Annotated in this window: 23 protein-coding genes and 1 tRNA gene; 10 read left to right on the top strand and 14 right to left on the bottom strand. The window is 73.4% G+C overall.

All coding sequences use genetic code 11. The features are described 5' to 3' along the window. Positions 1 to 24 precede the first annotated feature (24 nt). From KKR89_RS09685 to KKR89_RS09640, 10 genes are all read left to right on the top strand, one after another. Positions 25 to 888 carry a ParA family protein gene (locus tag KKR89_RS09685; protein WP_208195158.1) on the top strand — a complete coding sequence of 288 codons (864 nt, stop codon included), beginning with the start codon at positions 25 to 27 and terminating at the stop codon, positions 886 to 888. Continuing rightward, entirely contained in the window at positions 872 to 1825 is a 954-nt protein-coding gene (locus tag KKR89_RS09680) for a segregation and condensation protein A (protein ID WP_208195157.1), read from the top strand. Before KKR89_RS09685 ends, KKR89_RS09680 begins: the two co-directional genes overlap by 17 nt. After that, the gene (scpB, locus tag KKR89_RS09675; protein ID WP_208195156.1) at positions 1822 to 2490 is read left to right on the top strand and encodes an SMC-Scp complex subunit ScpB; all 669 of its coding nucleotides are present in this window, start codon (positions 1822 to 1824) and stop codon (positions 2488 to 2490) included. The genes KKR89_RS09680 and scpB overlap by 4 nt, the downstream gene beginning before the upstream one ends. Then, positions 2487 to 3365 (top strand): pseudouridine synthase, encoded by an 879-nt coding sequence (locus tag KKR89_RS09670; RefSeq protein WP_243882218.1) that lies wholly within the window; start codon positions 2487 to 2489, stop codon positions 3363 to 3365. Before scpB ends, KKR89_RS09670 begins: the two co-directional genes overlap by 4 nt. After that, entirely contained in the window at positions 3362 to 4471 is a 1110-nt protein-coding gene (locus tag KKR89_RS09665) for a prephenate dehydrogenase (protein WP_208195155.1), read from the top strand. Before KKR89_RS09670 ends, KKR89_RS09665 begins: the two co-directional genes overlap by 4 nt. Beyond that, the gene (cmk, locus tag KKR89_RS09660; protein WP_208195154.1) at positions 4468 to 5169 is read left to right on the top strand and encodes a (d)CMP kinase; all 702 of its coding nucleotides are present in this window, start codon (positions 4468 to 4470) and stop codon (positions 5167 to 5169) included. Before KKR89_RS09665 ends, cmk begins: the two co-directional genes overlap by 4 nt. Further along, the gene (locus KKR89_RS09655; protein ID WP_208195153.1) at positions 5166 to 5861 is read left to right on the top strand and encodes a lysophospholipid acyltransferase family protein; all 696 of its coding nucleotides are present in this window, start codon (positions 5166 to 5168) and stop codon (positions 5859 to 5861) included. The genes cmk and KKR89_RS09655 overlap by 4 nt, the downstream gene beginning before the upstream one ends. A gap of 79 nt (positions 5862 to 5940) precedes the next feature. Next, positions 5941 to 7482: a ribosome biogenesis GTPase Der gene (der, locus tag KKR89_RS09650; protein WP_243882216.1), complete on the top strand. Its 1542-nt coding sequence runs from the start codon at positions 5941 to 5943 to the stop codon at positions 7480 to 7482. 7 nt (positions 7483 to 7489) lie between these two features. After that, positions 7490 to 8548 carry a hypothetical protein gene (locus tag KKR89_RS09645; protein WP_251140843.1) on the top strand — a complete coding sequence of 353 codons (1059 nt, stop codon included), beginning with the start codon at positions 7490 to 7492 and terminating at the stop codon, positions 8546 to 8548. Positions 8549 to 8639: 91 nt separating this feature from the next. After that, positions 8640 to 8713: transfer RNA gene (locus KKR89_RS09640), tRNA-Pro, on the top strand. Between the two features lie 81 nt (positions 8714 to 8794). Here KKR89_RS09640 and KKR89_RS09635 read toward each other — a convergent pair. The 14 genes from KKR89_RS09635 to KKR89_RS09570 form a co-directional block, all read right to left on the bottom strand. Further along, positions 8795 to 10645, bottom strand: coding sequence for a phosphoenolpyruvate carboxykinase (GTP) (locus tag KKR89_RS09635; RefSeq protein ID WP_208195152.1), 1851 nt, complete (start codon positions 10643 to 10645; stop codon positions 8795 to 8797). Between the two features lie 87 nt (positions 10646 to 10732). Continuing rightward, positions 10733 to 11884 (bottom strand): MFS transporter, encoded by a 1152-nt coding sequence (locus KKR89_RS09630; protein WP_208195151.1) that lies wholly within the window; start codon positions 11882 to 11884, stop codon positions 10733 to 10735. Between the two features lie 7 nt (positions 11885 to 11891). Continuing rightward, positions 11892 to 13361, bottom strand: a complete 1470-nt coding sequence (gene tcuA / locus KKR89_RS09625) for an FAD-dependent tricarballylate dehydrogenase TcuA (RefSeq protein ID WP_208195150.1) — start codon at positions 13359 to 13361, stop codon at positions 11892 to 11894. Then, positions 13358 to 14794, bottom strand: a complete 1437-nt coding sequence (locus KKR89_RS09620; RefSeq protein WP_208195149.1) for an FAD-binding protein — start codon at positions 14792 to 14794, stop codon at positions 13358 to 13360. Before KKR89_RS09620 ends, tcuA begins: the two co-directional genes overlap by 4 nt. A gap of 24 nt (positions 14795 to 14818) precedes the next feature. Continuing rightward, positions 14819 to 15508, bottom strand: a complete 690-nt coding sequence (locus tag KKR89_RS09615; protein WP_208195148.1) for a GntR family transcriptional regulator — start codon at positions 15506 to 15508, stop codon at positions 14819 to 14821. Beyond that, a complete protein-coding gene (locus KKR89_RS09610; protein ID WP_208195147.1) occupies positions 15505 to 16353 on the bottom strand; it encodes an aspartate/glutamate racemase family protein in 849 nt (282 codons plus the stop codon). The genes KKR89_RS09615 and KKR89_RS09610 overlap by 4 nt, the downstream gene beginning before the upstream one ends. Then, positions 16346 to 16963 carry a cysteine hydrolase family protein gene (locus KKR89_RS09605; protein WP_251140842.1) on the bottom strand — a complete coding sequence of 206 codons (618 nt, stop codon included), beginning with the start codon at positions 16961 to 16963 and terminating at the stop codon, positions 16346 to 16348. The genes KKR89_RS09610 and KKR89_RS09605 overlap by 8 nt, the downstream gene beginning before the upstream one ends. Positions 16964 to 16986: 23 nt before the next feature. Next, positions 16987 to 17772, bottom strand: coding sequence for an SDR family NAD(P)-dependent oxidoreductase (locus KKR89_RS09600; protein ID WP_208195145.1), 786 nt, complete (start codon positions 17770 to 17772; stop codon positions 16987 to 16989). Continuing rightward, positions 17769 to 19160: an FAD-dependent oxidoreductase gene (locus tag KKR89_RS09595; RefSeq protein ID WP_251140841.1), complete on the bottom strand. Its 1392-nt coding sequence runs from the start codon at positions 19158 to 19160 to the stop codon at positions 17769 to 17771. Before KKR89_RS09595 ends, KKR89_RS09600 begins: the two co-directional genes overlap by 4 nt. Further along, entirely contained in the window at positions 19157 to 20092 is a 936-nt protein-coding gene (locus KKR89_RS09590) for an isocitrate lyase/PEP mutase family protein (protein WP_208195143.1), read from the bottom strand. Before KKR89_RS09590 ends, KKR89_RS09595 begins: the two co-directional genes overlap by 4 nt. Further along, positions 20089 to 21468 carry an MmgE/PrpD family protein gene (locus tag KKR89_RS09585; protein ID WP_208195142.1) on the bottom strand — a complete coding sequence of 460 codons (1380 nt, stop codon included), beginning with the start codon at positions 21466 to 21468 and terminating at the stop codon, positions 20089 to 20091. The genes KKR89_RS09590 and KKR89_RS09585 overlap by 4 nt, the downstream gene beginning before the upstream one ends. Beyond that, positions 21465 to 22250 (bottom strand): N-acyl homoserine lactonase family protein, encoded by a 786-nt coding sequence (locus tag KKR89_RS09580; RefSeq protein WP_208195141.1) that lies wholly within the window; start codon positions 22248 to 22250, stop codon positions 21465 to 21467. The genes KKR89_RS09585 and KKR89_RS09580 overlap by 4 nt, the downstream gene beginning before the upstream one ends. A gap of 61 nt (positions 22251 to 22311) precedes the next feature. Then, a complete protein-coding gene (locus tag KKR89_RS09575; RefSeq protein WP_208195140.1) occupies positions 22312 to 23424 on the bottom strand; it encodes an ABC transporter substrate-binding protein in 1113 nt (370 codons plus the stop codon). 47 nt (positions 23425 to 23471) lie between these two features. Then, positions 23472 to 24290, bottom strand: a complete 819-nt coding sequence (locus KKR89_RS09570) for an ABC transporter permease (RefSeq protein ID WP_208195139.1) — start codon at positions 24288 to 24290, stop codon at positions 23472 to 23474. Between the last annotated feature and the right edge of the window lie 8 nt (positions 24291 to 24298).

The following is a 24298-nucleotide window of genomic DNA, read 5'->3' as shown; positions in this document are numbered from 1 at the left end:
CGACGGGGAGCAGATGGTGAGCCGATGAGCCAGGACACGACCGAGCAGCCGCTCGACGCGGTGGGACGCCCGCTGCCCGTATTCCCCGTGCCTGCGCCGTTGGCGTCGCACGGGCCGGCGCGCGTGATCGCGATGTGCAACCAGAAGGGTGGCGTCGGCAAGACGACGACCACCATCAACCTGGCCGCCGCGCTCGCGGAGTACGGCCGGCGCGTCCTCATCGTCGACTTCGACCCGCAGGGCGCCGCGTCCGTGGGCCTCGGCATCAGCCCGCACGAGCTGGACCGCACGGTCTACAACCTGCTCATGGAGCGCGACGCGGACATCCACGAGGTCGTGCGGCACACCGCCGTGCCGAACCTGGACCTGCTGCCGGCCAACATCGACCTGTCCGCGGCCGAGGTCCAGCTCGTCGGCGAGGTCGCGCGCGAGTCGGTCCTGTCGCGCGTGCTGCGCCCCGTCATGGACGACTACGACGTCGTGTTCATCGACTGCCAGCCGTCCCTGGGCCTGCTGACCGTCAATGCGCTCACCGCGGCGCACGGCGTGCTCATCCCGCTGGAGTGCGAGTTCTTCGCGCTGCGCGGCGTCGCGCTGCTCGTCGAGACGATCGAGAAGGTGCGCGACCGGCTCAACCCGCGCCTCGAGGTCGACGGCATCCTGGCGACGATGTACGACTCGCGCACGCTGCACGCCCGCGAGGTCGTCACCCGCGTCCGCGAGGCCTTCGGCGACACCCTGCTGCACACCGTCATCGGCCGCACCGTGAAGTTCCCCGACGCGACCGTGGCCGCCGAGCCGATCACGCAGTACGCACCGACGCACGCCGGCGCCGTGGCCTACCGCCAGCTCGCCCGCGAGCTCGTGGCGCGTGGCGACGCCGCCTGACGGCGGGCCCGACGCCACGACCGGACGGGGCACGCCGGGGGAGGGTGCGCCGGGGGAGAGCGCACCTGCCGGGTCGTCCGGGTTCGAGGTCCACCTCGACGTGTTCAGTGGCCCGTTCGACCTGCTGCTGGGGCTGATCGCCAAGCACAAGCTCGACATCACCGAGATCGCGCTGGCGCAGGTCACCGACGAGTTCATCGCGCACATCCGGGCGGGCGAGCGTGCCGCCGCGCTCGGCGGCAAGGACTGGGACCTGTCCCAGGCCAGCGAGTTCCTGCTCGTCGCCGCGACGCTGCTCGACCTCAAGGCTGCGCGCCTGCTGCCGTCCGCGCAGGTCGAGGACGCCGAGGACCTCGAGCTGCTGGAGGCGCGCGACCTACTGTTCGCGCGCCTGCTGCAGTACCGCGCGTACAAGGTCGTCGCCGCCGACCTCGGCGCCCAGCTCGAGGCGGGTGCGCGCCGTCACGGGCGCAACGTCGAGCTGGAGCCGCACCTGGCGGCGCTGCTGCCCGAACTGGTCTGGCAGATGGGGCCCGAGCAGCTGGCGGTGCTCGCGGCGCGCGCGCTCGCGCCCAAGGCGCCGCCGCCCGGCGTCGACATCAGCCACCTGCACGCACCGCTCGTCAGCGTCCGCGAGCAGGCCGCCGTGCTGGTCGACCGGTTGCGGCGCGACGGCGCGACGACGTTCCGGGCCCTGACCGCGGACGCCACCGAGCCCGTGGTCGTGGTCGTGCGGTTCCTCGCGCTGCTCGAGCTCTTCCGCGAGGGCGCGGTGTCCTTCGACCAGGTCGAGCCGCTCGGTGAGCTGACCGTGCGCTGGACCGGCACCGACGACGGCGAGATCGCCGTCTCCGACGACTTCGACCGCGAGGACGCCACGGGCCCGCTGCCCGTCGAGGACGTCGCCGCACCCGCCGAGCTGGAGGCCGGACCATGACCGAGCACGTCACACCCGACGGCACCGCGGGCGACGCGGCCGACGACCCGGCGGTCGACGAGCTCGCATTCGACGTCGACACGCTGCCCGGCGGGGCCCTCGCCGCGCTCGAGGCCGTGCTCATGGTCGTCGACGAGCCGGTCCCGGCCGTGCGGCTGGCGACCACGCTCGCGCTGCCCACGGACCGCGTCGAGGAGCTGCTCGCCGAGCTCGCCGCCGAGTACCGCGGCGAGCGGGGCACGCGCCCGCGCGGCTTCGAGCTGCGCCGCGCCGGGGACGGCTGGCGCATCTACTCGGCCGGTGCGTACGGCGACGTCGTGGGGCGGTTCGTCGTCGACGGCCAGACCCAGCGGCTCACGCAGGCCGCGCTGGAGACCCTGGCCGTCGTGGCGTACCGCCAGCCGGTCAGCCGGGGACAGGTCTCCGCGGTCCGCGGGGTCAACGTGGACGGCGTCATGCGCACCCTGTCGACCCGCGGGCTGGTCGCCGAGATCGGGCAGGACGCGGCGACTGGTGCAGTCCTCTACGGGACCACGGGATACTTCTTGGAGCGGATGGGACTGTCGAGCCTCGACGAGCTGCCCCCGCTGGCGCCCTACCTGCCGGACATCGAGTCGCTGGAGGGCATCGACAACAACACCCACGGACGAGAGGACGGACGATGAGCGGCACGGGAGCGCGTGGCCACCGAGGTGGCGGGCGCGCGGAGGGTGCGGGCCGCCCGGGCGGCGGGACCGGCGGACGGGGGCCGCGCGGTCCGCAGCGCGGGTCGCGACGACCGGCGCAGGTCGCGGAGCCGATCGACGTGCACGACCCCGAGGGCGTGCGGCTGCAGAAGGTGCTCGCCTCGGCGGGCCTCGGCTCGCGCCGCGCCTGCGAGGAGCTCATCGCGGCCGGTCGCGTCACGGTCGGCGGCCAGGTCGTCACCGAGCTCGGCGTGCGCGTCGACCCGCTGACCGCCGTCATCCACGTCGACGGCATGCGCGTGCAGCTGGACTCCTCGATCATCACCCTCGCGCTGAACAAGCCGGTGGGCGTGGTGTCGACCATGCACGACCCCGAGGGTCGCCCCTCGCTCGCGCAGTACGTCGCCAACCGTGAGGAGCGGCTCTTCCACGTGGGGCGCCTCGACGCCGACTCCGAGGGTCTGCTGCTGCTCACCAACGACGGCGAGCTGGCCAACCGGCTCGCGCACCCCTCGCACGGGGTGCCCAAGACGTACCTCGTCGAGGTCGAGGGCCGCGTCCGCGAGGCGCTCGCTCAGCAGCTCAAGCGCGGCATCGAGCTCGAGGACGGCACGGTGCAGGTCGACGAGTTCAAGATCGTCCAGGTGGCCAGCCACGCGAGCCTCGTCGAGGTCGTGCTCCACGAGGGCCGCAACCGCGTCGTGCGCCGGGTGTTCGAGGAGGTCGGCCACCCCGTCGCGCGCCTCGTGCGCACCCGCATCGGCCCCATCCGCCTCGGCGACCTGCGTCCCGGGCGCACCCGCGTCCTGTCGAAGACGGAGGTCGGGTCGCTCATGACGGCGGTGGGCATGTGAGCATCGCCACCACGGGCCCGGTGCGCGTCGTCGGCACCGGGCTCCTCGGGGCGTCCCTGGGGCTGGCGCTGCGCCGCCACGGCGTCGAGGTGCAGCTCACCGACCCGTCCCGCACGGCGCTCACGCTCGCCCGCGACGTGGGCGCCGGCGCACCGGTCGACGGCTCCTCGGCCGCACCCGTCCTCGTCGTCGTCGCCGCACCGCCCGACGTGACCGCCGACGCGGTCGCGGCCGCGCTCGCGGAGCACCCGGACGCCGTCGTGACGGACGTCGCGAGCGTCAAGGGGCACGTGCTCGCCGAGCTGCGCGCCGCCGGCGCGGACCTGACGCGGTACGTCGGCTCGCACCCCATGGCCGGTCGCGAGCGCTCCGGCCCGTCGGCCGCGGTCCCCGACCTGTTCCTGGGGCGGCCGTGGGTCATCACGGACTCGGGCGCGTCGCGCGAGGACGCGCTCCTCGCGGTGCGGCACCTGGCGGTCGACGTCGGCGCCGTGCCGGTCGCGATGGACGCCGACGAGCACGACGCCGCCGTCGCGGCCGTCTCGCACGTCCCGCAGCTCGCGTCGTCGCTGGTCGCGGCCCGGCTTCGCGGTGTCGACGAGGACGCCCTCGCCCTCGCAGGCCAGGGTCTGCGCGACGTGACGCGGCTGGCCGCGTCCGACCCGGCCCTGTGGACCTCGATCCTGGCGGCCAACGCCGCCGCGGTGCGCGACGTGCTGGTCGCGCTGCGCGCGGACCTCGACGTGGTCCTCGGCGCGCTCGACCTGGCCGCGTCGGCCACCGGTCCGGAGGACGTCGAGCTGGGCGCGCTCGCGGCGATCGCCCGCACCATCGCGGACGGCGGCACGGGCGCCGCACGCATCCCCGGCAAGCACGGGGGGGCGCGCAAGCAGTACGCCGTCGTAACCGTGCTGGTCCCGGACCGGCCGGGCGAGCTCGCTCGCCTGCTGGCCGACGTCGGCGCCGCCGGCGTGAACCTGGAGGACCTGGAGCTCGAGCACGCGGCGGGACGTCCCGTCGGCATGGCGTCGATCGCGGTGCTGCCCGCCCGGGCGTCGCACCTGGAGACCGAGCTGACCGCTCGGGATTGGAGGCTGGTGAGGTGAGCACCGTCGTGGCGGTGGACGGACCGTCGGGGTCGGGCAAGTCGAGCGTGTCGCGCGAGGTCGCGCGCCGGCTCGGCCTGGCGTACCTCGACACGGGGGCGATGTACCGCGCGGCGACGTGGTGGTGCCTCGACCAGGGCGTGCCCCTGACGGACCAGGCCGCGGTGGCGCAGGCGGTGCGCGACCTCCCGCTCGTGGTGGGGGTGGACCCGACCGGGCCCACCGTCGTCGTCGACGGGCGTGACGTGGGCGTCGCGATCCGCACGACCGAGATCTCCTCGCGCGTCAGCGCGGTGGCGACCAACCTCGACGCGCGCGCGGAGCTGGGACGGCGCCAGCGCGCCGTCATCGACGCGGAGCGCACCGGCGGGTGGTCCGGCGGGCGGGGCGTCGTCGCGGAGGGACGCGACATCACGACCGTCGTCGCCCCGGACGCCGACGTCCGGGTGCTGCTGACGGCCTCGGAGGAGGCTCGCCTCGCGCGGCGGGCCCGCGAGCTGCACGGGACCGACGACGCCGCGGCGATCTCCGCGACCCACGACCAGGTGGTGCGCCGTGACGCGGACGACTCGACCGTCGTGCAGTTCCACGTCGCGGCCGACGGCGTCGTGACGGTGGACTCCTCGGAGCTGGACCTCGAGCAGACGGTGGACGCGGTCCTCGACGTCGTCGAGCGCGCACGGGGGACCCGGGCGTGACACGTGCCGCGGCGACGCCCGAGCCGCACGTGCCCTCGGCGCACGGGCCCCGGTGGTCGCGGTGGGTGGGCCGGTTCCTCGCCCGTGTCGTGTGGGACACCCACGTCACGGGTGCCCAGCGGGTGCCGCGCACGGGTGCGGTGGTCTTCGCGGCGAACCACGTCACGCTGCTGGACGGTCCGCTGCTGGCCGGTGTCTCGCCGCGCGGCCTGCACATCCTCGTCAAGGCCGAGATGTTCCGTGGTCCGCTGGGGGCCGTCCTGCGGGCCGCCGGGCAGATCCCCGTCGACCGCACGATGGCGCGTGCCGCGCTGCAGTCGGCCGTGGGGGTGCTGCGCCGCGGCGGTGCGGTGGGCATCTTCCCGGAGGGGACGCGCGGTCGCGGCACCGCGGAGCAGGTGCGCGCGGGGGCCGCGTGGCTCGCGGTCAACGGTGAGGCGCTGGTCGTGCCGGTCGCGATCCTCGGCACGCGCCGCACGGGGGAGTCGGCCCGCGGGCTGCCGACGCTGCGGCGCGACCTCGTCGTGGAGTTCGGGCACCCGGTCGACGTGCGCACCGATGGCCTGTCGCGCCGCGCCGCCGTCGACCACGCGGCGGTCGTGATCCGCGACGCCATGTCCGACCTGCTCGCATCGGCGCAGGTGCGCACCGGTGTGCACCTGCCCGAGGACGAGCCGCGCGCGACCGTCTGACGGCGCGGGACACCGCGCTCGGGGGCGTGCCTGGGGACGGTTGGCGGGACGGGCGCGCGCGGCGGGGGACAATGGGTGCATGGAGCAGCCGGACGCCACCACGACGCACGCCTCGGACGACCACCGGGTCGACCCCGCCGACCCCGCCGCGGCCCCGACCGTGGACGCGTCGCAGACCGACGGCGTCGACGACGCGGCACGTGAGCGGGCCCTGCTCGCCGGTCTCGCGGAGTACGACCTCGCGGACGAGGACCTGGCCCTCCTCGAGGGTGACGGCACCGACGGCGACGACCGCGAGATCGCCACGACGCTGCCGGTGCTGGCCGTGGTCGGACGCCCCAACGTCGGCAAGTCGACCCTGGTCAACCGCATCATCGGCCGGCGCGAGGCCGTCGTCGAGGACAACCCCGGCGTCACGCGCGACCGCGTCAGCTACCCCGCCGAGTGGTCGGGGCGACGCTTCACGCTCGTGGACACCGGCGGCTGGGAGGTCGATGTCGCGGGCATCCACAAGGCGGTCGCCCAGCAGGCGGAGGTCGCGATCGAGCTCGCCGACGCCGTGCTGTTCGTCGTGGACGCGACCGTCGGCTCCACCGACACCGACGAGCAGGTCGTGCGCCTGCTGCGCCGCTCGGGCAAGCCCGTCGTGCTCGTCGCCAACAAGGTCGACGGCCCCGCGGTCGAGGCGGACGCGGCCACGCTGTGGTCCCTCGGCCTGGGCCAGCCGCACCCGATCTCGGCGCTGCACGGACGCGGCACGGGCGACCTGCTCGACGCCGCGATGGCCGCCCTGCCCAGGGTCTCGGCGCACGCCACGCCCCTGCCGGACGGTCCGCGCCGCGTCGCGCTGGTCGGACGCCCCAACGTCGGCAAGTCCTCGCTGCTGAACAAGGTCGTCGGTTCCGAGCGCGTCGTCGTCGACGACGTCGCCGGCACCACGCGCGACCCGGTCGACGAGCTCGTCGCGCTCGGCGGCAAGCCGTGGGTCTTCGTCGACACCGCCGGCATCCGCCGCCGCGTGCACCAGACGTCCGGCGCCGACTTCTACGCGTCCCTGCGCACCCAGGCGGCCATCGAGAAGGCCGAGGTCGCGGTCGTGCTCGTGGACGCCTCGGCGCCCATGACGGAGCAGGACATCCGCATCGTGCAGCACGTCATCGACGCGGGCCGTGCGCTGGTCCTGGCGTACAACAAGTGGGACCTCATGGACGACGACCGCCGTCCCTACCTCGAGCGCGAGATCGACCAGCAGCTCGTCCAGGTGCAGTGGGCGCCCCGCGTGAACGTCTCCGCCCGCACCGGGTGGCACACCGACCGGCTCGTGCCCGCCCTGGAGCGGTCGCTCGCGTCGTGGGACACCCGCATCTCCACCGGGCGTCTCAACGCGTTCCTCGGCGAGCTCGTCTCCGCGCACCCGCACCCGCTGCGCGGCGGCAAGCAGCCGCGCATCCTGTTCGCCACCCAGGCCTCGACGCGCCCGCCCCGGTTCGTCATCTTCGCCAGCGGGTTCCTCGAGCCGACGTACCGCCGGTTCATCGAGCGCCGCCTGCGCGAGACGTTCGGGTTCGAGGGCACCCCCATCACGATCTCGGTGCGCGTCCGCGAGAAGCGCAAGCGGTGACGCGCGGGTGAGAGCCCGGCCGCCGGAGGACGCCGCGCGCGCGGCGACGCACGCCATGCTGCGCCTCGGTCTGCCGCGCGACCCCCGCGGACCGCGGCACCTCGCCACGTTCCTCGTCGCGACGGCCGCCACGGTGCTGCTGACGCGAGCCCTGCTCGCCGCGACGGGCTACCCGCAGCTCGGGGGCTCCGGCCTGCACATCGCCCACGTGCTGTGGGGCGGTCTGCTCATGGCCGTGGCGTTCGTGCTGCTGCTGTCGTTCGTCGGGCCGTCGCTGCGCCCGCTGGGGGCGCTGGTCGGCGGCATCGGGTTCGGGCTGTTCGTCGACGAGGTCGGCAAGTTCGTCACGTCGGACAACGACTACTTCTACGAGCCGACCGCGGCCATCATCTACGCGACGGTGGTCGGTCTGGGCCTGGTCGCCGACACGCTGCACGGCCGGCGTCCGCGCGACCCGCGCGAGGCGCTCGCGGGGGCCGTGGACGAGGCCGTCGCAGGCGTCGTCGGCGGGTTCACGCCCGCGGCCCGGCACCGCGCGGAGGCGCGCCTGGCCGATGCGGGCGACGTGCCCGGTGCGCGGGAGACGCGCGCGCTGCTGCGCAGCATCGAGGAGGACCACGCCGAGCTGCCCGACACCGTGGGGCTCGTCGCCTCGGCCGTCGTGCGCGTGCTGCACACGCTGGTGCGGGCGCGGTTCGTGCCGTGGCTCGCCGTCGCGGTGCTCGTCGGCACGTCCGGTGTGACGGTGACCGGTGCCGTGGTCCGGTGGTGGGGCGGCGACCGGTCCCCGGGCTGGGTGGTCGCCGGCGCGCTCGTGGCGGGCGCGGCGAGCGTCGTGCTGGCCGGCGTGGGGCTGGCGCGCGTCCGCCACGACGCGGTCGACGGCTACCTGTGGTTCCGCCGCGCGGTGCTCGTCAGCCTGCTGGTGACGCAGTTCTTCCTGTTCCGGCTCTCCCAGTGGGACGCGTCGTGGGGTCTGCTCGTCGACCTGCTCGTGCTGGGGGTCGTCGGTGCCGAGCTCGAGGTGCTGCGGCGGCGGCGCGAGGAGCGCGACGCGACCGCGTGACGCGGCCGCCCGTGACGCGCCCGGCACCGGTATGTGGTCGGGGGAGCGGCATCGGGTGCGATAGAGTCTTCGAGGTTCCTGCGGGGACCGACGGGCTGTGGCGCAGCTTGGTAGCGCACTTGACTGGGGGTCAAGGGGTCGCAGGTTCAAATCCTGTCAGCCCGACGGACGAGGCTCCGACCAGAGATCTGGTCGGAGCCTCTTGCGTCCCACGGAGAGCCTCGTCGCTGGACGCGCCCCGCGGGATCAGGCGGTGAGGCGGTCCTTCTGCAGCGCGAGCTGGTCGGTGATCGCGTGAGGCACGCGGTCCCCGAACCCTGCGAGCCACTGCTCGGCGTCGGCGGCCTCGCGCAGCCAGGCGTCGGTGTCGATCCGGAACAGCTCCTCCAGTGCACCCGGGTCGAGGTCCAGCCCGTCGACGTCGAGCGCACCGGGTGCCGGGAGCAGGCCGAGCGGGGACGGTGTCGCGGCCGTCGTGCCCGCGACGCGGCCGAGCAGCCAGGCCAGCACCCGCGCGTTGTCCCCGAAGCCCGGCCACAGGTACCCGTCCGGCCCCTTGCGGAACCAGTTGACGCTGAAGATGCGCGGCGCGTTCGGTCCCAGCTGCTCGCCGATGCGCAGCCAGTGCGCCCAGTGGTCGGCCATGGCGTAGCCGCAGAACGGCAGCATCGCGAAGGGATCCCGGCGCCGCGCCCCCACCGGGCCCTCGGCCGCCGCGGTCTGCTCGGACGAGACGGTCGCGCCCATCAGCACGCCATGCGCCCAGTCGTACGCCTCGGCGACCAGGGGGACGTTCGTCGCGCGACGTCCGCCGAACACGATCGCGTCGATCGGGACGCCGTCCGGGTCCTGCCAGGTGTCGGCGATGCTCGGGCAGCGCTCGGCGCGGACGGTGAACCGCGAGTTCGGGTGCGCCGCAGGCCGCCCGGTGGCGGGCGTCCAGTCCCGGCCCTGCCAGTCGGTGAGGTGCTCCGGGACCTCGTCCGTGAGGCCCTCCCACCACACGTCGCCGTCGTCCGTGAGCGCGACGTTGGTGAACACGGTGTCGGAGGCGACCATGCGCACGGCCACGGGATTGGTGGACTCGCCGGTGCCGGGGGCGACCCCGAAGAAACCGGCCTCGGGATTGATCGCACGCAGCCGACCGTCCGTCCCGGCGTCTCCGGGGCGCATCCACGCGATGTCGTCCCCGATCGTCTCGGCGGTCCAGCCCGGGACGGTGGGAGTGATCATCGCGAGGTTCGTCTTGCCGCACGCCGAGGGGAACGCCGCGGCGACGTGGAAACGGCGACCTTCGGGTGACGTCAGCCGCAGGAGCAGCATGTGCTCGGCGAGCCATCCCTCGTCACGGCCCATGACCGAGGCGATCCGCAGGGCGAAGCACTTCTTGCCCAGGAGCGCGTTGCCGCCGTACCCCGAGCCGTAGGACCAGATCTCCCGAGTCTCGGGGAAGTGGCAGATGTACTTGGTGGCGTGGCACGGCCACGCGACGTCCTCCCGACGCTCGCCCGCGGCGTCCACCAGCGGCATCCCGACGCTGTGCACCGCCGGCACGAAGCGTCCGTCGGCGCCGAGCTCCTCCAGCACCCGCGTACCGACGCGGGTCATGAGGTGCATCGAGACCACGACGTAGGGGGAGTCGGTGATCTCGACGCCCACCTGGGCCAGCGGCGACCCGATCGGACCCATGGAGAACGGCACGACGTACATCGCACGGCCGCGCATGGACCCGGCGAACACGTCCTGGAGCTCCGCGCGCATCGCCCCGGGGGCGCGCCAGTTGTTCGTCGGTCCCGCGTCCGACTCCCGCTCGGAGCAGATGAACGTCCGGCTCTCCACGCGGGCGACGTCGTCGGGTGCGGAACGGGCGAGGAAGCTGCGCGGGCGCCTGGCGCGGTCCAGGCGGACGAACGTCCCCCTGTCGACGAGCAGGTCGCACAGCCGGTCGTACTCCGCGTCGGAGCCGTCGCACCAGACGACCTCGTCCGGCTGCGTGAGCTCGGCGATCGACGCGACCCATGCCTGGAGGCGGCCGTGCCGGCGAGCAGGGGGCGTGTCGGCGCCCGGGGACGGGGGCTCGGTGAGGGTGGCGGTCACGGGGTTTCCTCTCGTCGGGCGACCGGGTGGCTCCGGTCCGGGTGGTGGTTCCTGCGAGTGGTCGCCGCGGCACGGGCCGACCCGGCGTCACGGCCCTCGTACGCGGCGCGCGATCCCGACCGCCACGACGAGGCAGCCGGTCACGAGCCAGAAGCCGCCTGCCACGCCGGCGACGGGAGTGAGGGCGCCGGCCGCCAGCGGGATGGCGATCTGCCCGACGCGGTTGGCCATGAGGCGGTACGACTGGACACGTCCCTGACCGCCGACAGGGGCCATGAGCGACGCCCAGGCGGCAGTCACCGGATCTCCGACCCCCAGGCCCATCCCGATCACCAGGACGAGCGCGATCAGCGCCCACGCCGGCACGTGCAACGGCAGCAGGGCCATGGCGACCGTCGAGGCGCCGAGGGCGACGAGGAGCACCGCGCGTGCGCCGAACCGCGCGATCCACCGGCCCAGGAACACCCGCACGAGCATCGAGCTGGCCGCCCGCACCGCCATGAGCAGCCCGACGAACGCCGAGCTGAGCTGACGCTCGGACCCCAGCAGCGGGAGGTAGATCGCCGTCAGGTCGATGGCGGCGACCACCAGTCCGCTGATGAGGACCACGTCGGCCAGGCCGCGGATGCGCAAGACGGTCGACCACGAGCCGTGCACCCGTCGTGCCGTCTCCCCCGCGGGGAGCCACGCCGTGAGCACGGGCATGACGGCCAGCACGCTCGTCGCGATCACGAGGATCACGAGCGTGGGCGGCACGACGCTCCCGCGGCCCACCACGGCGATCAGGCCGGGACCGAGCATCTGACCGAGCGCGGAGGACACGGCGAACGCCCCGAAGACGCGGTGCACCTGCGCCTGTGCCAACCCGATCTGCCCGGCCGCCATCTGGAGCCCGATGAGGGTGAGGAAGTGCCCGAGGCCGAGGACGGCCGACCCGACGAGGATCGCAGGCAGACCGTCGGCCGTGCACAGCAGCACGCCCGCCAGGACCATCGTGCAGGCACCGATGAACGTCGCCGTGCGCTGCCCGCGCCGGTCGGCGAGCTGACCCAGCGCCGGCGCGCTCACCAACGCCGTCACGGCGTACGCCGAGCCGACGACTCCGACCCACTGCGGCCCGATCCCGAGCTCGACGGCCCGGTAGGACAGCGTCGGGCGGATCGCGAAGACCCCGGCCGCGCACAGGACGTTCGCGGCCAGGACGACCCACAACCCTGATCGCGGCGCCCTGCCCGTCATCGCAGGGTCACGCACTCGCCCCGGCACGACGCCCGAAGACCTGCCCGGAGGCGAGTCCGGCGCCGCCCGGGTAGCCGCCCCAGAACAGGCCGCCCATCATCTCGCCGGCGACGAACAGACCGGGGATCGGGCGCCCCGTGCCGTCGAGCACCCGGGCGTCGGCGTCGGACGCGAGCCCGCCGTAGGTGAAGGTGATCCCGCACGTCACGGGGTAGCACCACAGCGGCGCGTTCTCGAGCGCGACCGCCCAGTTCGACTTGGGCGGCTCCACCCGGGCGGCGCGGCCGTCGAGCACCGCGGGGTCGAACGGACGGGCCTCGTCGACGGCGGCGTTGAACTCGGCCACGGTCGCGACCAGCCCCTCGACGTCGATCCCCGCCCTGGTGGCCAGCTCCTCGACCGTGTCGGCGGTGACGACCGTCGCGCCGGGCATGGCGTACTGGTCGGACCGCAGGTGGAGTCGCACCGAGTCGTCGAAGATCTGGAACGCGAGACCGTCGGGCTGCTTGAGCACCTCCTTGCCGATGCGCGAGTAGGTGTAGTTGCGGAAACCCTCGCCCTCGTCCACGAACCGCCGCCCGGCACGGTTGACGATGATCCCGAGGGGGTACGAGAGCCGGGCGAGCCTGTTCGTGAGCTCCCGGTTCGACGAGTTGGCGCTGTGGAACGCGTCGATCATGGTGGCGTGCGGCGCGTCGTAGTCGCCGTCCAGGGCGGCGCCCACCGCCTGGGCGGCGACGATGAGGTCTCCCGTGCTCGACGGGGTCCCGCGGACCACCGCCTCGCGCCACTGCTCGCCGAAGTGCTGCACCCGCATCTCGGGACTGGCGTGGAAGCCGCCGGCGGCGAGGACGACCGACTCGGCGCCCACGGTGTACGGGTCGCCGTCCGGGCCGGAGACGACGACGCCCCGCACCGGGCCGTCGCCGTCGCGCACCAGCGAGGTGACCCGGCTGCCGTACCGGATCTCGATCCCGCGCTCGCGGGCGATGCGGGTGTAGTCGGCGATCATGCCGATGCCGCCGTCGACGTTGCCGACGTGCAGGCCGCCCCAGAACAGCACGCTGCCGTCCTCGAGGAAGTAGGCCTGCCGGCCGTACATGAGCTCGTACCGCATGCCCAGGCCGCGCAGCCACGACATCGCGTCGTGGCTCTCCGCCACCAGGACCCGGGTGCGGTCCTCGTCGTTGCGCCCGCCGCTGAGGAGGGTGATGTCCGCCTCGTACTCCTCGGCCGTGTACGGCGGCACCGTGGTGATCCCGAACCGCTCGTCGGGCTCCACGAGCGACCTCACGTCGTCCAGCCCGTCGTGGACGAACCGCGTGGCCCCGTGGGTGAAGTACGAGTTGCCGCCGGCGAGCTCCTGCGGTGCCTTCTCCAGCACGAGCACGCGCCGGCCGCGTTCGGCCGCGGCGAGCGCCGCGCAGAACCCGGCGTTGCCCGCGCCCACGACGACGACGTCGACGTGCTCGCTCATCGGGCACCCCCTGTCGCCGCGGGGATCTGCGCAGCAGCGTGGCGGCCAGCGGCACGCCCGAACGTGACGGACCGCATGACCGACGTGGAGCCCGCATACATCTCGTAGTACAGACCGGTCATCTCGCCCGCGCCGTACAGGTGCGGGATGACGTAGCCGTCGGCGGTGAGGACGCGCGCCTCGAGGTCCGTGCGCACGCCGCCGAACGTGAACACGTTCGCGCAGATCTGCGGGTAGGCGAAGAACGGGCCTCGCTCGATCGGGCGGGCCCAGTTCGACTTGGCAGGTTGGCCCGGCGGCGTCGCGGCGAGACCGTCGAGCGCGAGGGGGTCGTACGCGTCGCGGTCCTGCGGGCAGGCCGCGTTGTAGGCCTCGACGGTCGCCACCAGCGAGCCGGGCGGCATCCCGAGCTCGGCCTCGAGGTCGGCGACGGTGTCTGCCTGCACCGGGTCGACGTCGGTGAGCACCGCGTGCTCGTACCCGGGAGTGCTCATGACCTGCTGGTCGAACACGGCGTAGGCCAGCGACCCGGGCTGCCTGACGATCCCGCGCGCGACCTTCTCGTAGGTCTGGTCGACGGTGTCGGCGCCCTCGTCGATGAAGCGCTGCCCCTGGGTGTTGACCACGATGCCGTACGGGAAGGTCATGACGACCGCCTCGGCGACCTGGGAGCGGGGGTCCTTGGGCTCGGCGTGGAACAGGTCGAACTGGCCCTCGGTGCCCGCGCCGGCCTCCAGGGCCATCCGCAGCCCGTCGCCGCGGTTGTGGCGCCCCCCGCGCGAGATGGGGGGGATGCGGTACGCGTTGGCGCCGCAGTACCTGGCCATCATCTCGGGATTGCCCTGGAACCCGCCGGCGGCCAGGATGACGGCGCCGGCGCCCAGGGTCTGCAGACGCCCGTCGGGGGTGCGCACCCTGACGCCGACGACGGAGCCGTCCTCGGCGGTGACGAGGTGCTCGGCGCTGGTCTCGTAGTGCACGGCGATGTCCGTCTGCTCGACCGCGTCGAACAGCGTCTCCACGATGTGCTCGCCGCCGCCGACGGGCTGGTAGCGCGTGGCCGACGCGGTGAGGAAGATCGTCGGGCCGTCGACCAGCTGGACGCCCTTGGCGACCAGCCACCCGAACGCCTCGGGGACCCTGGCGGTGAGCGCCTCGTAGTACGCGCGGCTCGCATGCCCCTGGGACACCGCGAGCCCGTAGTCCGCCAGGCCGTCCACGGGGGTCGTCTCGTCCTGGAGCCGCAGGAAGGCACCGGACCAGCGGGTGTTGCCGCCGCGCAGCTCGCGGGTGGCGCGCTCGAGGAGGGCGACGGTCCCGCGGCGGCCGTCGGTGTGGAGGTCCTCGTGCGCGGACAGGGCGGCGGACAGGCCGGCAGCACCCGCGCCCACGACGACCACGTCGTAGGCGCTGCTGTTGTGGGCAATCGTCATCGTCGACTTCTTCCGTTCGTTCCTTCAGTGGCTGTCGGCCGGCCGCGCGGGCGCGTGCGCGGACAGCTGGTGGAGTGCGTTCTCCAGGGAGTGGGCGAGGTGCTCCTCCATGAGGTTCCCTGCGCGTTCGGGATCGCCGGCGACGATCGCCCGGACGATCGCGGCGTGCTCGTCCAGCGCCCGTGCCGCACGGTGGGGGTCACGGGCGCTGCGGGCGCGGGCGAGCAGGATCCGGTGCTGGATCTCCCCGGTGAGCTGGGTGAGGACGGCGTTGTCGGCCAGGGCGACCATCGCCTGGTGGAAGTCCAGGTCGGAGGGGTAGGGGGCGTCGTCGCTGCCGATGGCCTTCTCGGTCTCGGCGATCATCCCGGAGAGGGTGCGTGCCACGTCGGGGCGCTCCTCGCGTGCCAGCAGGACGGCGACGTGGCGTTCCAGCGCGATGCGCGCACCGTAGAGGTCCCGCAGCTCACCGGCCTCGATGGACGGCACGTAGGCGCCCTTGTGACGCACCTGGACCAGCAGACCGGCCGACGAGAGCGTCTGGATCGCCTCGCGCAGCGGGCCGCGGCTGATGCCCAGCTCACCGGCGATCAGCACCTCGTTGAGACGCTCGCCGGGCGCGAAGCGGCCGTCGACGATGGCCGCGCGCAGCCACCGCTCGGCCACGTCGCGGGTGGTCGTCACCTCGAGCGCCGGGTTCTCGTCCGGGGTCATGCCGGTCGCTCCCGGCTCGTCGCGCCGATCGACGACGGCAGCCCGTAGAACGCGCGCGCCGCCTCGACCAGCTCCCGTGCGGGCCGGGCGCCGTAGAAGCCCGTCCGCGCGGGCCGGACGCCGGTGCGCCGGTAGGCGCGCACACGGTCCTCGGCCTGGGCGACGAGGGCGCCCAGCGAGTCGACCACCGGGATGCCGTCGACCTCGGTGACGCCCTGGTCCGCGAGGAACACGTTGAGCGGGCCCTCCCCGGGCACCACCACGTCGGCTCCGGCCTCGGCGGCACGACGCACCGCATCCTCGAAGGCGGCCACGAGCTGGTCCGGCGCGGCGTACGCGGCCATCACGTCCGCGAACCGGGCGTCGACCTGGACGATCGGGCCGACCAGGTCGGCGACGCGGTAGTGCTCGAAGTTCCGCCGCAGCTGCGGGGCGAGGGCCCCGATGAAGTTCACGATCCCGACCTTGGAGCCCAGCTGGGCCGCCGCGTGCACCGACGCGTGCCCGAAGGCGACGACGGGCATGTCGACGAGCGTGCGGATCTCCTCGAAGCCGATGTCCGGGATCGTGGCGATCATGTAGGCGTCGTACCCGGCGGCCTCGGCGTCGAGCGCTCCCTGGACGAACTGCTCCTTGTGCAGGTCCGACAGGTAGCTGAAGCCGATGTGCGTCCCGGGGTAGTCGCTCGGGTACGTCCCCGGCCGCATGCCGTGCAGGTCGATCGAGGTGCCGGGCCGGGCCACGGCGGCGAGGTGCCGCCGCAACGCCGCGTCGTAGTGGGGGACGTCGTCGAGCACCGTGAAGCTCTGGTGCCAGATGCGGAGGGGAGCGTCGGGTTCAGCCACCGAACACCTCGCGGATCACGTCGTCGGCCGTCGTCACGCGGCCGAACATCGGCATGAGTCGCTCGAACGACATGCGGTGCAGCTCGGGGTCGAACGACGCGCACATGTCCTCGACGACCACGACCTCGAAGCCCTTGTCGCACGCGGTCCGCGCGGTCGACTCGACCACGAGGTTCGAGGCGACCCCGCCGAGGACGACCCGCTGCACGCCGGCGTGCAGCAGCACCTCGGTGAGCTGGGTCCCGACGAACGGGTCCACGCAGCCCTTCTGCACGACGGTCTCGCCCGCCACGGGGGAGAGCTGGGGGACGAACGCGGCCTCGGGCGAGCCCTGGAGCATCAGCCGGTTGTCCTCGTACGGGTCGAACCTCGGGTGGCGGTTGGTGCGGTTGCTGTACGTCTCGTCGAACGCGAGGCGCACGTGCACGACCTTGCCGCCGGACGCGCGCGCCGCCGTCAGCACGCGTTCGGCAGCGGCGAGAGTGCCCCGCTGGGAGATCTGCGCCTCGAGGGGCGGCATCTTCAGGTGGGGCCCCGGCAGGCAGAGTGCGACCTCGTAGTCGAGCATCAGCAGGGCGGTGGTGGGGTCGTCGGTCGCGTTGGCAGTCACAGCGACGTTCCTCTCGTTCGGGGTCACCAGGCGGACCATCCGCCGTCGACGTACAGGACCTGTCCGGTCACGAAGCTGGACTCCTCGGTGGCGAGGAAGAGCATCGGACCGGTGAAGTCCTTGTCCGGGTCGCCGTTGCGCCCGAGCATCGTGCGTCGGGCGAACCAGTCGAGCCGCTCGGGCGACTCCTCGAGCGCCGACGTCATGCGTGTCGGGTAGAAGACGCCCGGCGCCAGGCAGTTCGCCCGGATCCCGAAGGGGCCGAGCTCCTGCGCCAGGGCCCGGGTGACGTTCAGGACCCCCGCCTTGGAGGCGTAGTAGGCGGCCTCGGGGATGGGGCCGACCCGCTCGGCGTAGACGGTGCTGGTGGTGACGATGCGGCCGGGTGCTGCGCCGTCGGGCCGGTGGTCGCGCATGATCTTCCCCGCTGCACCGGCGACCAGCCACGTGCCCACGGTGTTGACCCTGAGCACGTGCTCGAACTCGTCGGGGGTGGTGAGGTCGAACTCCCGGCGGAGCATCGTGCCGGCGCAGCTGACGAGCACGTCGACGCGGCCGAGCCGCGTGAGCACCTCGTCCATGGTCGCCTCGACCTGGTCGGCGCGCGTCACGTCGCAGTGCAGGCCGAGCGCGCCGTCGGGCAGGTTCGCGAGAGTCGCGCGCAGGTTGTCGGACTCCCGCTCGTGCTCGGTCACGACCACGTGGGCGCCGCGGCCGGCCAGTGCGGCGGCCGCGCGCGCGCCCAGCCCGCCGTGGCCCGCGCCGACGACGACGGCCACCTGTCCGTCCAGCCTGCTGGTGTCGCTCATCGTGGGACCCCGCTCGCGGCTGCGGCCGCGGACCTGCCGGCCAGCCGGCCGAAGATCCCGGCCTTGCCGATGGACGTGCCCGTCATGTAGCCGGCGCCGTGGAACCCGCCGACGATCTCGCCGGCGGCGTACAGCCCGTCGATCGGGTCACCGAGGACGTCGTGCACCCGCAGCGCGCGGTCGACCACGAGGCCGCAGTAGGTGGCCAGGACCACCGTGCCCGACAGGTGCCCGTAGAAGGGGGGTTCGACGAGCGGGAAGATCTCCCCGACCCCACCGGAGAGGTGCACCCGGCCGAGCTCGTCGTGCTCGCCGGTCCGGATGCGGCGGTTGTACTCCGCCACGGTCGCTGCCGTGGCCGCGACGTCGAGTCCCATGGCGGCGGCGAGCTCCTCCACGGTGTCGGCCTCGACGAGGATCCCGCTGTCCCGGCGACCCTCGAAGTCGAAGATCGGCACCGCTGCGTCGCTCGCGCGCAGCACGCGCGAGTCGAAGAGCTGGACCGATCGCCCGTCCGGCTGGGCGAGGTTCGCGTCACCGACGACCTTGTAGGGCAGCGACTCGTCGACGAACCGCTTGCCGTGCACGTTCACCGCGATCCCGCCCTTGTAGATCGCGTGGATGCCGGTGCCGTGCTCACCGTCGTGAGGCAACGGGTAGATCCCGTAGGTGCCCTTGATGAAGGGCGTGTCGATGACGTCGGCTCCCAGCTGCCACGCCATCCGCAGGCCGTCGCCGACGTTGCCCGCGCCGCCCGCCTGGAGGGCGAGCGCCATCTGCGGTGCGAACTTGTCCAGCAGGGCACGGTCGCGCGCGAAGCCGCCGCTGGCGAGCACGGTGGACCCTGCGCGGACCTCGACGGCCGTGCCGGACGCCTCGAGCACGGCACCGACGACCCTGCCGTGCTCGCGCACGAGGTGCTGGGCGCGGACGCCGGTGCGCAGCTGGACGCCCAGCTCGGCGGCCCGTGACGCGAGCAGGTCGAGCATGCGGCGGGTGTCGGTGGGATGGGAGCGCGGCACGCTCTGGCCGGCCGCGGCGTGCAGGTTCCCGTAGCGGACCCCGAGGGCCTTCAGCCAGCGGTAGGTCTCGGCCTGGTGGGAGCAGTACAGGTCGACGAGCCGGGGGTCGTTCTTGTGGAACCCCGTGGCGAGGATGTCGTCGTGCAGCAGCGTGACCGAGTCCTGGACGCCGGCCTCGGCCTGCTCGTCGGTGCCGGCGAAGGCACTCAGACCCGCGCTGAGGACCGTGGAGCCGCCCGTCACGGGCTGCTTCTCGACCTGCAGCACGACGGCGCCGTCCTCGGCGGCGGCGAGCGCAGCGGCGTGGCCGGCCAGCCCGCCGCCGACGACCAGGACGTCGACCTGCGGGGGGATCGGGCCGCTCACGGGCGCTCCTCCCACGGCACGTCGTAGAACGCCTCGGCCTGCAGGGTCTGGGGCAGGTCGAAGAGCTCCTGGCGTTCCTGCCACGACACGATGCGGTCGGCGAAGCCTGCCGTCTCCCCGTGCTCGCGCAGGTACGCCAGGGCGTCGGACTCGGCCCGGATCGCCGCGCGCATGAGGAAGTTGGCGTAGAGGACGATCCCGAAGCCGAGCTCGGCGTACTCGGGCGCCGTCAGCGCCGGCGTGCGACCGCCCTCGACGACGTTGACGACGAGCGGGACGTCGGGGAACGACCGGCCGACCATCTCGAGCTCCTCGACCGTGCGCGGGGCCTCTACGAACAGCACGTCGGCGCCCGCGTCGAGGTAGGCGCCCGCGCGGTCGATGGCCGCCTGGATGCTGCCCTCGGCGGAGCGGGCGTCGGTGCGCGCGACGACCACGAGGGCGTCGTCCTGGCGGGCCTGGAGCGCCGCGTCGAGCTTCGACTGCATGTGGCCGGTCGGGACCAGGCTGTGGTTGTCGAAGTGACCGCAGCGCTTGGGCATCTCCTGGTCCTCGAACTGGATGGCGGCCGCCCCGGCCCGCTCGAGCAGGGTGAGGGTCCGCATGGCGCTGACGGGGCCGCCGTACCCGGTGTCGGCGTCGACGATGAGCGGGAGGTCGACCGCGGCGGTGAGGCGGCCGACGTTCTCCACCACCTCGGCCAGCGACACGAGCCCGACGTCCGGCAGCCCGTACTGCGCGTTGGACATGCCGGCCCCGGTGACGTACGCCGCCCCGAACCCCTGCCGTTCGGTGAGGCGCGCGCTCATGGCGTCCGTGACACCCGGCACGACGAGGGGCTCGGGCCGTGCCAGCGCGGCACGGAGCGCGGTGCGCAGGTCGTGAGGCGTGCGGGTGCGGACCAGGCCGGGAACCGGCGGTCGTTCGGTCATCGGACCGACTCCTTCGTCGTTGCGGGCGCCTGGCGGCGCAGGATGTCGCTGACCACGCGCAGGTCATCGCAGTCGGGGAGGCTGAGGATCATGTCGCCGGCGGCCAGCCACGCGGGGTGGTGGGCCACGTTGGCGGCGAACTTGTCCTGCAGGGCCGCGCGGCCCAGCGGCAGTTCCGGACGCCCCTGCGCGCGCAGGACGTGACGGGTCGCGGTGGTCCCGTCGTCGAACGTCACCGTCAGGTGGGCCGGGAAGTCCCCGGTCGACACCATCGGGCCGGCGGGCCGCACCGCGATGCGGTCCATCAGGTCGCGCACCCGCGGGTCCGCCACGGCCTCGGGGGTGAAGTCGGTGAGATCGAGGTGCCCGCGGACCCACGCCGCGGCCAGGCAGTACTCGAGAGAGAACTTGGCCTGCGCGGGGACCTCCGGGCGGTGGTGGACGAGCAGGCGGACGGCCAGCGGGTCGATCTCGCACGCGATGGTGCGCACCGTACGCCCGCCGCACTCGGCTCGTAGCTCGAGCACCCCGTCGAGAGCCGCGTTCGTCGCCGAGCAGCTCGGGTAGCGCTTGAACGAGATCCTCGCGAGCGCCTGGTCGCGGGCGACCTCGAGCGCGTCGGCCAGGAGCGTCGAGGTGATGGCCCCGGCCGCCCCGTGGGTCGCCGCGAACCCGTGTGCACCCTCGATCGTCTCGGCGGCCGATCGTGCCCCCGCACGTGCCAGCCCCGCCGCCGTCAGCCCGGCCCGTGCCGCGAGACCGGCCTGCAGCGGCTTCGCGTCCGACCCGAAGCTCACCCGTAGCCCGCCCGACGATGCCGCGGCCAGGCCGAGGGCGTCCGCGGTCTGCCGGACGTCCAGGCCCCACAGGTGCGCGGTCGCAGCCGCAGCCGCGAGCGTGCCGATGGTCCCCGTGGGGTGCCAGCCCGCGTCGTAGTGGGCGGTGTTGAGCAGTGCCCCGATGCCGTCGCCGACGACCAGCCCGGTGTGGACGGCCTCGAGCACGTCGGCTCCGGTGACCGGCCGCCCACGGGCGCTCTCGACGTCCGCCGCCGCCCACACCGCGGGGACGAGCACGGCCGACGGGTGACCGAACCACGGTTGCTGCACGTCGTCGAAGTCCAGCGCGTGCGCGGCCGCGCCGTTGGCGAGCGCGGCGTCGGCGGGCGCGAGCCCGGTGCCCGTGCCGAAGACGGTGGCGTCGCCCGGCGCCGCGACGGCACCGTCGCGGCACGCCCGCGGGGCCCGCTCGCCGACGCCGGCCAGCGTGCAGCCGAGGACGTCGAGGACCATGTCGGCAAGACGTGGGTGGTTCTCGGGACGTGGTGCCACGCCGGCACCGTTGACCGCCTCGGCCAGCAGCGTGGTGGCGCTCATCGCACCCTCACCGCCCAGGGGGCGCCGTCGACCGCCGGGAAGCGGCCGGCGACCTCGGGGTCGTGCCCCGCGAGCACGATGCCGCCCTCGTTCTCGAACTGGCGGAGGTACTCGTAGGCGTCGAAGAGCTCGAGCAGGTCCGTGAAGACGTTGAACGGACGGTCGCGGCGGACCTCGTCGGAGAAGTGCACGACGTCCCCGGCGATGATCACCCGGTGCTCGGCCGTGCTGACGTGGACGACCGCGCTCCCGGGCGTGTGCCCCCCCAGACGCTGCAGCACGATCCCGGGCGCGAGCTCGAGCGCCTCGTCGAGGTCCACGAGGTCCAGCCGGCCCTCGGCCTGCGCGCGGGCCAGCACGTCGGCGTCGGGGCCCGGCCCCGAGAACGCGATGACGTGCTTGTCCGCGTGCCGGCCGTGCCAGAAGTCCCACTCGCGCTGGTCGAGCACGATGCGCGCGCCGGGGAACAGGTCGACGTTCCCGGTGTGGTCCCAGTGCAGGTGCGACAGGACCACCGTGCCGACGGCCCGTGGGTCGATGCCCAGGGTGAGCAGCGCGTCGCGCGGGTGCACGTCGTAGGACCGGCCCCGGGTGCGGGCGGAGTGCTCCGAGAACCCCGTGTCCACCACGGTGATCGTGCCGTCAGGGGCGGTGACGACCCAGAACCAGTAGCTCATGGCGAGATCGCAGTCGCTCTCGCCGTACGTCGGGTACCGGTAGTAGGTCTCCGTCCCGGTCGTGGTGCGGTGCGCGTACTGCACCGCCACGATCTCGTTGCTCAAGGTCACACCTTCCTTGCGTCGTCGTGGTCCCCGGTGGCGCGGCCCGGGGCCGCCGTGCGGCTCACCCCGCGAAGCTCTTCGCGGCCGCCTGGACGTCCGCGACGTCGAAGTCGTTGTAGTCCTCGACGAAGTCGTTGGTGTAGACGCTCGCCGGGTCGAGGGGGGAGGGGATCACGCCGTACTCGACGGCGAAGTCCACCCAGGCGGTCAGCGCGTCCGGCGGGAACTCGCCCAAGATGCCGTTCTCGACCGGGTCCCCGCTCATCGCCTTGGCGTTGCGGCCCTCGAAGATGGCGACCTGCTCCTGGAGGAACGTGTCGCTCGAGTCCGTCTTGGTCTGGGGGTAGTACTCCCACAGCAGCTCGACCGCTCCCTCGGGGTTGGCGGTCGCCCAGACGGTGCCCTTCGCCCACGCGCGCCCGAAGCCGGCGATGATGTCCGGGTTCTCCTCGATGTAGTCCGCGGCGGCGGCGAACCCGGTCGAGAACAGCCGGGAGTACTCCTCGGGCATGATGTAGCGCAGCGTCGCGCCGTACTGCTCCATCTTCGTGTACTCGGTGTCCCAGATCATGAGGGCGTCGACCTCGCCCCTCGTGAGCGCGTCGAGCGCGGCCGCGCCGGTCCCGACGGCGATGAAGGTGACCTCGTCGGCGCCGACGCCGGCGTCGCGCAAGGCCGCGTCGGCCATGAGCTTGGCGCCGGAGGCGAAGTTGGCGACGCCGATCGTGCCGCCCTTGAGGTCCGCGAACGACGTGATCTCCCCGTCGGCCGGGACCGCGAGGGACTGCACCGCCTCACGCGACCAGTTGTAGGTCATCTTGATGTCCTGGCCGTTGGCGGCTGCCGCGAGCACGGCCTCGGGGGTCGGGCCGCCGATCTGGACCCGGCCCGTGGCCATCGCCTGGAGCAGGTCCGCGGAGCCGCCGGGCCACTGGAGCTCGATCTCGATGCCCTCCTCGGCGAAGTACCCCTGGTCCTGGGCGACCGCGAAGGCGGCCCATGCGGCACTCATCTCCGACGACGGGGCGACGACGATGCGGGTCAGCGCCTTGTCCTGGGACCCGCTCGAGCTGCCGGCGTTGGGCGCGGACGGGGGCGTGGGGGCGCACGCCGCGAGTGCCGCCGCCAGGGCGAGGACTGCCATCGAGCCGAAGGCCCGGGTGTTCGTCTTCACTGTGATCTCCTTTGATCTTCGTGAGCCGGGGGAGGGCGCGGCGTGGGTCAGGCGCGCCAGAAGATCAGACGCCGGCGCAGGAGCCGGACGATCTGGTTGAGCAGGATGCCGACGAGGGCGAGGATCACCAGGACCGCGAACACCCCGGGGGTGTCGTAGGCGGTCTTGTACTGCTGGAGCATCACGCCCAGGCCGGCGGTGGCTCCGACGAACTCACCGGTGATGGCACCGATGAAGGAGTTGACGACGGCGACCTCGAGACCCGCGAAGATCGACGGCAGGGCGCTGGGAAGGAGGAGCCGGCTCCAGATCTGCCACTTGGACGCGCACAGCGACTGGAAGAGGTCCAGCCGCGAGGCATCGGTCGCGAGGATGCCGCTCATGGTGTTCACGAGCATCGGGAAGAACACGAGCATGACGACCACGAGGATCTTGGGCGTGTAGCCGAAGCCGAACCAGATGATGAACAGCGGTGCGAGTGCGACCTTGGGCATCGCCTGGAACGCGACGATGAAGGGGTACAGCGCCGAGCGCACGATCTTCCACTCCGCGAGCACGAAGCCGAGGCCGACGCCGGCCACGACACCGATGACGAGGCCCACCAGCGCCTCGTAGACGGTCACCTTGGCGTGCTGGGCGAGGAGCGCGGTCGTGGTCGGGTCCGCGAACTTCATGATCACCGCACTCAGCGGCGGGAAGATGAACATCTGCACGTTCAGGGCGCGCGGCAGGACCTCCCACATCGCGAGCACCAGGACGATCGCGGCGACCGCGACACCGTTGCCGCGCACGAGACCGCGGAGCCGGCGACGCGTGCCGCCCTCCGGAGAGGTCGGCGCGGAGGGGTGGGCACCCTGTGGCGTCATCGACGCCC

Source organism: Cellulomonas dongxiuzhuiae (assembly GCF_018623035.1).
GTDB classification, from domain to species: Bacteria; Actinomycetota; Actinomycetes; order Actinomycetales; family Cellulomonadaceae; genus Cellulomonas; species Cellulomonas dongxiuzhuiae.
This window is presented reverse-complemented; position numbering and strand designations above follow the sequence as displayed.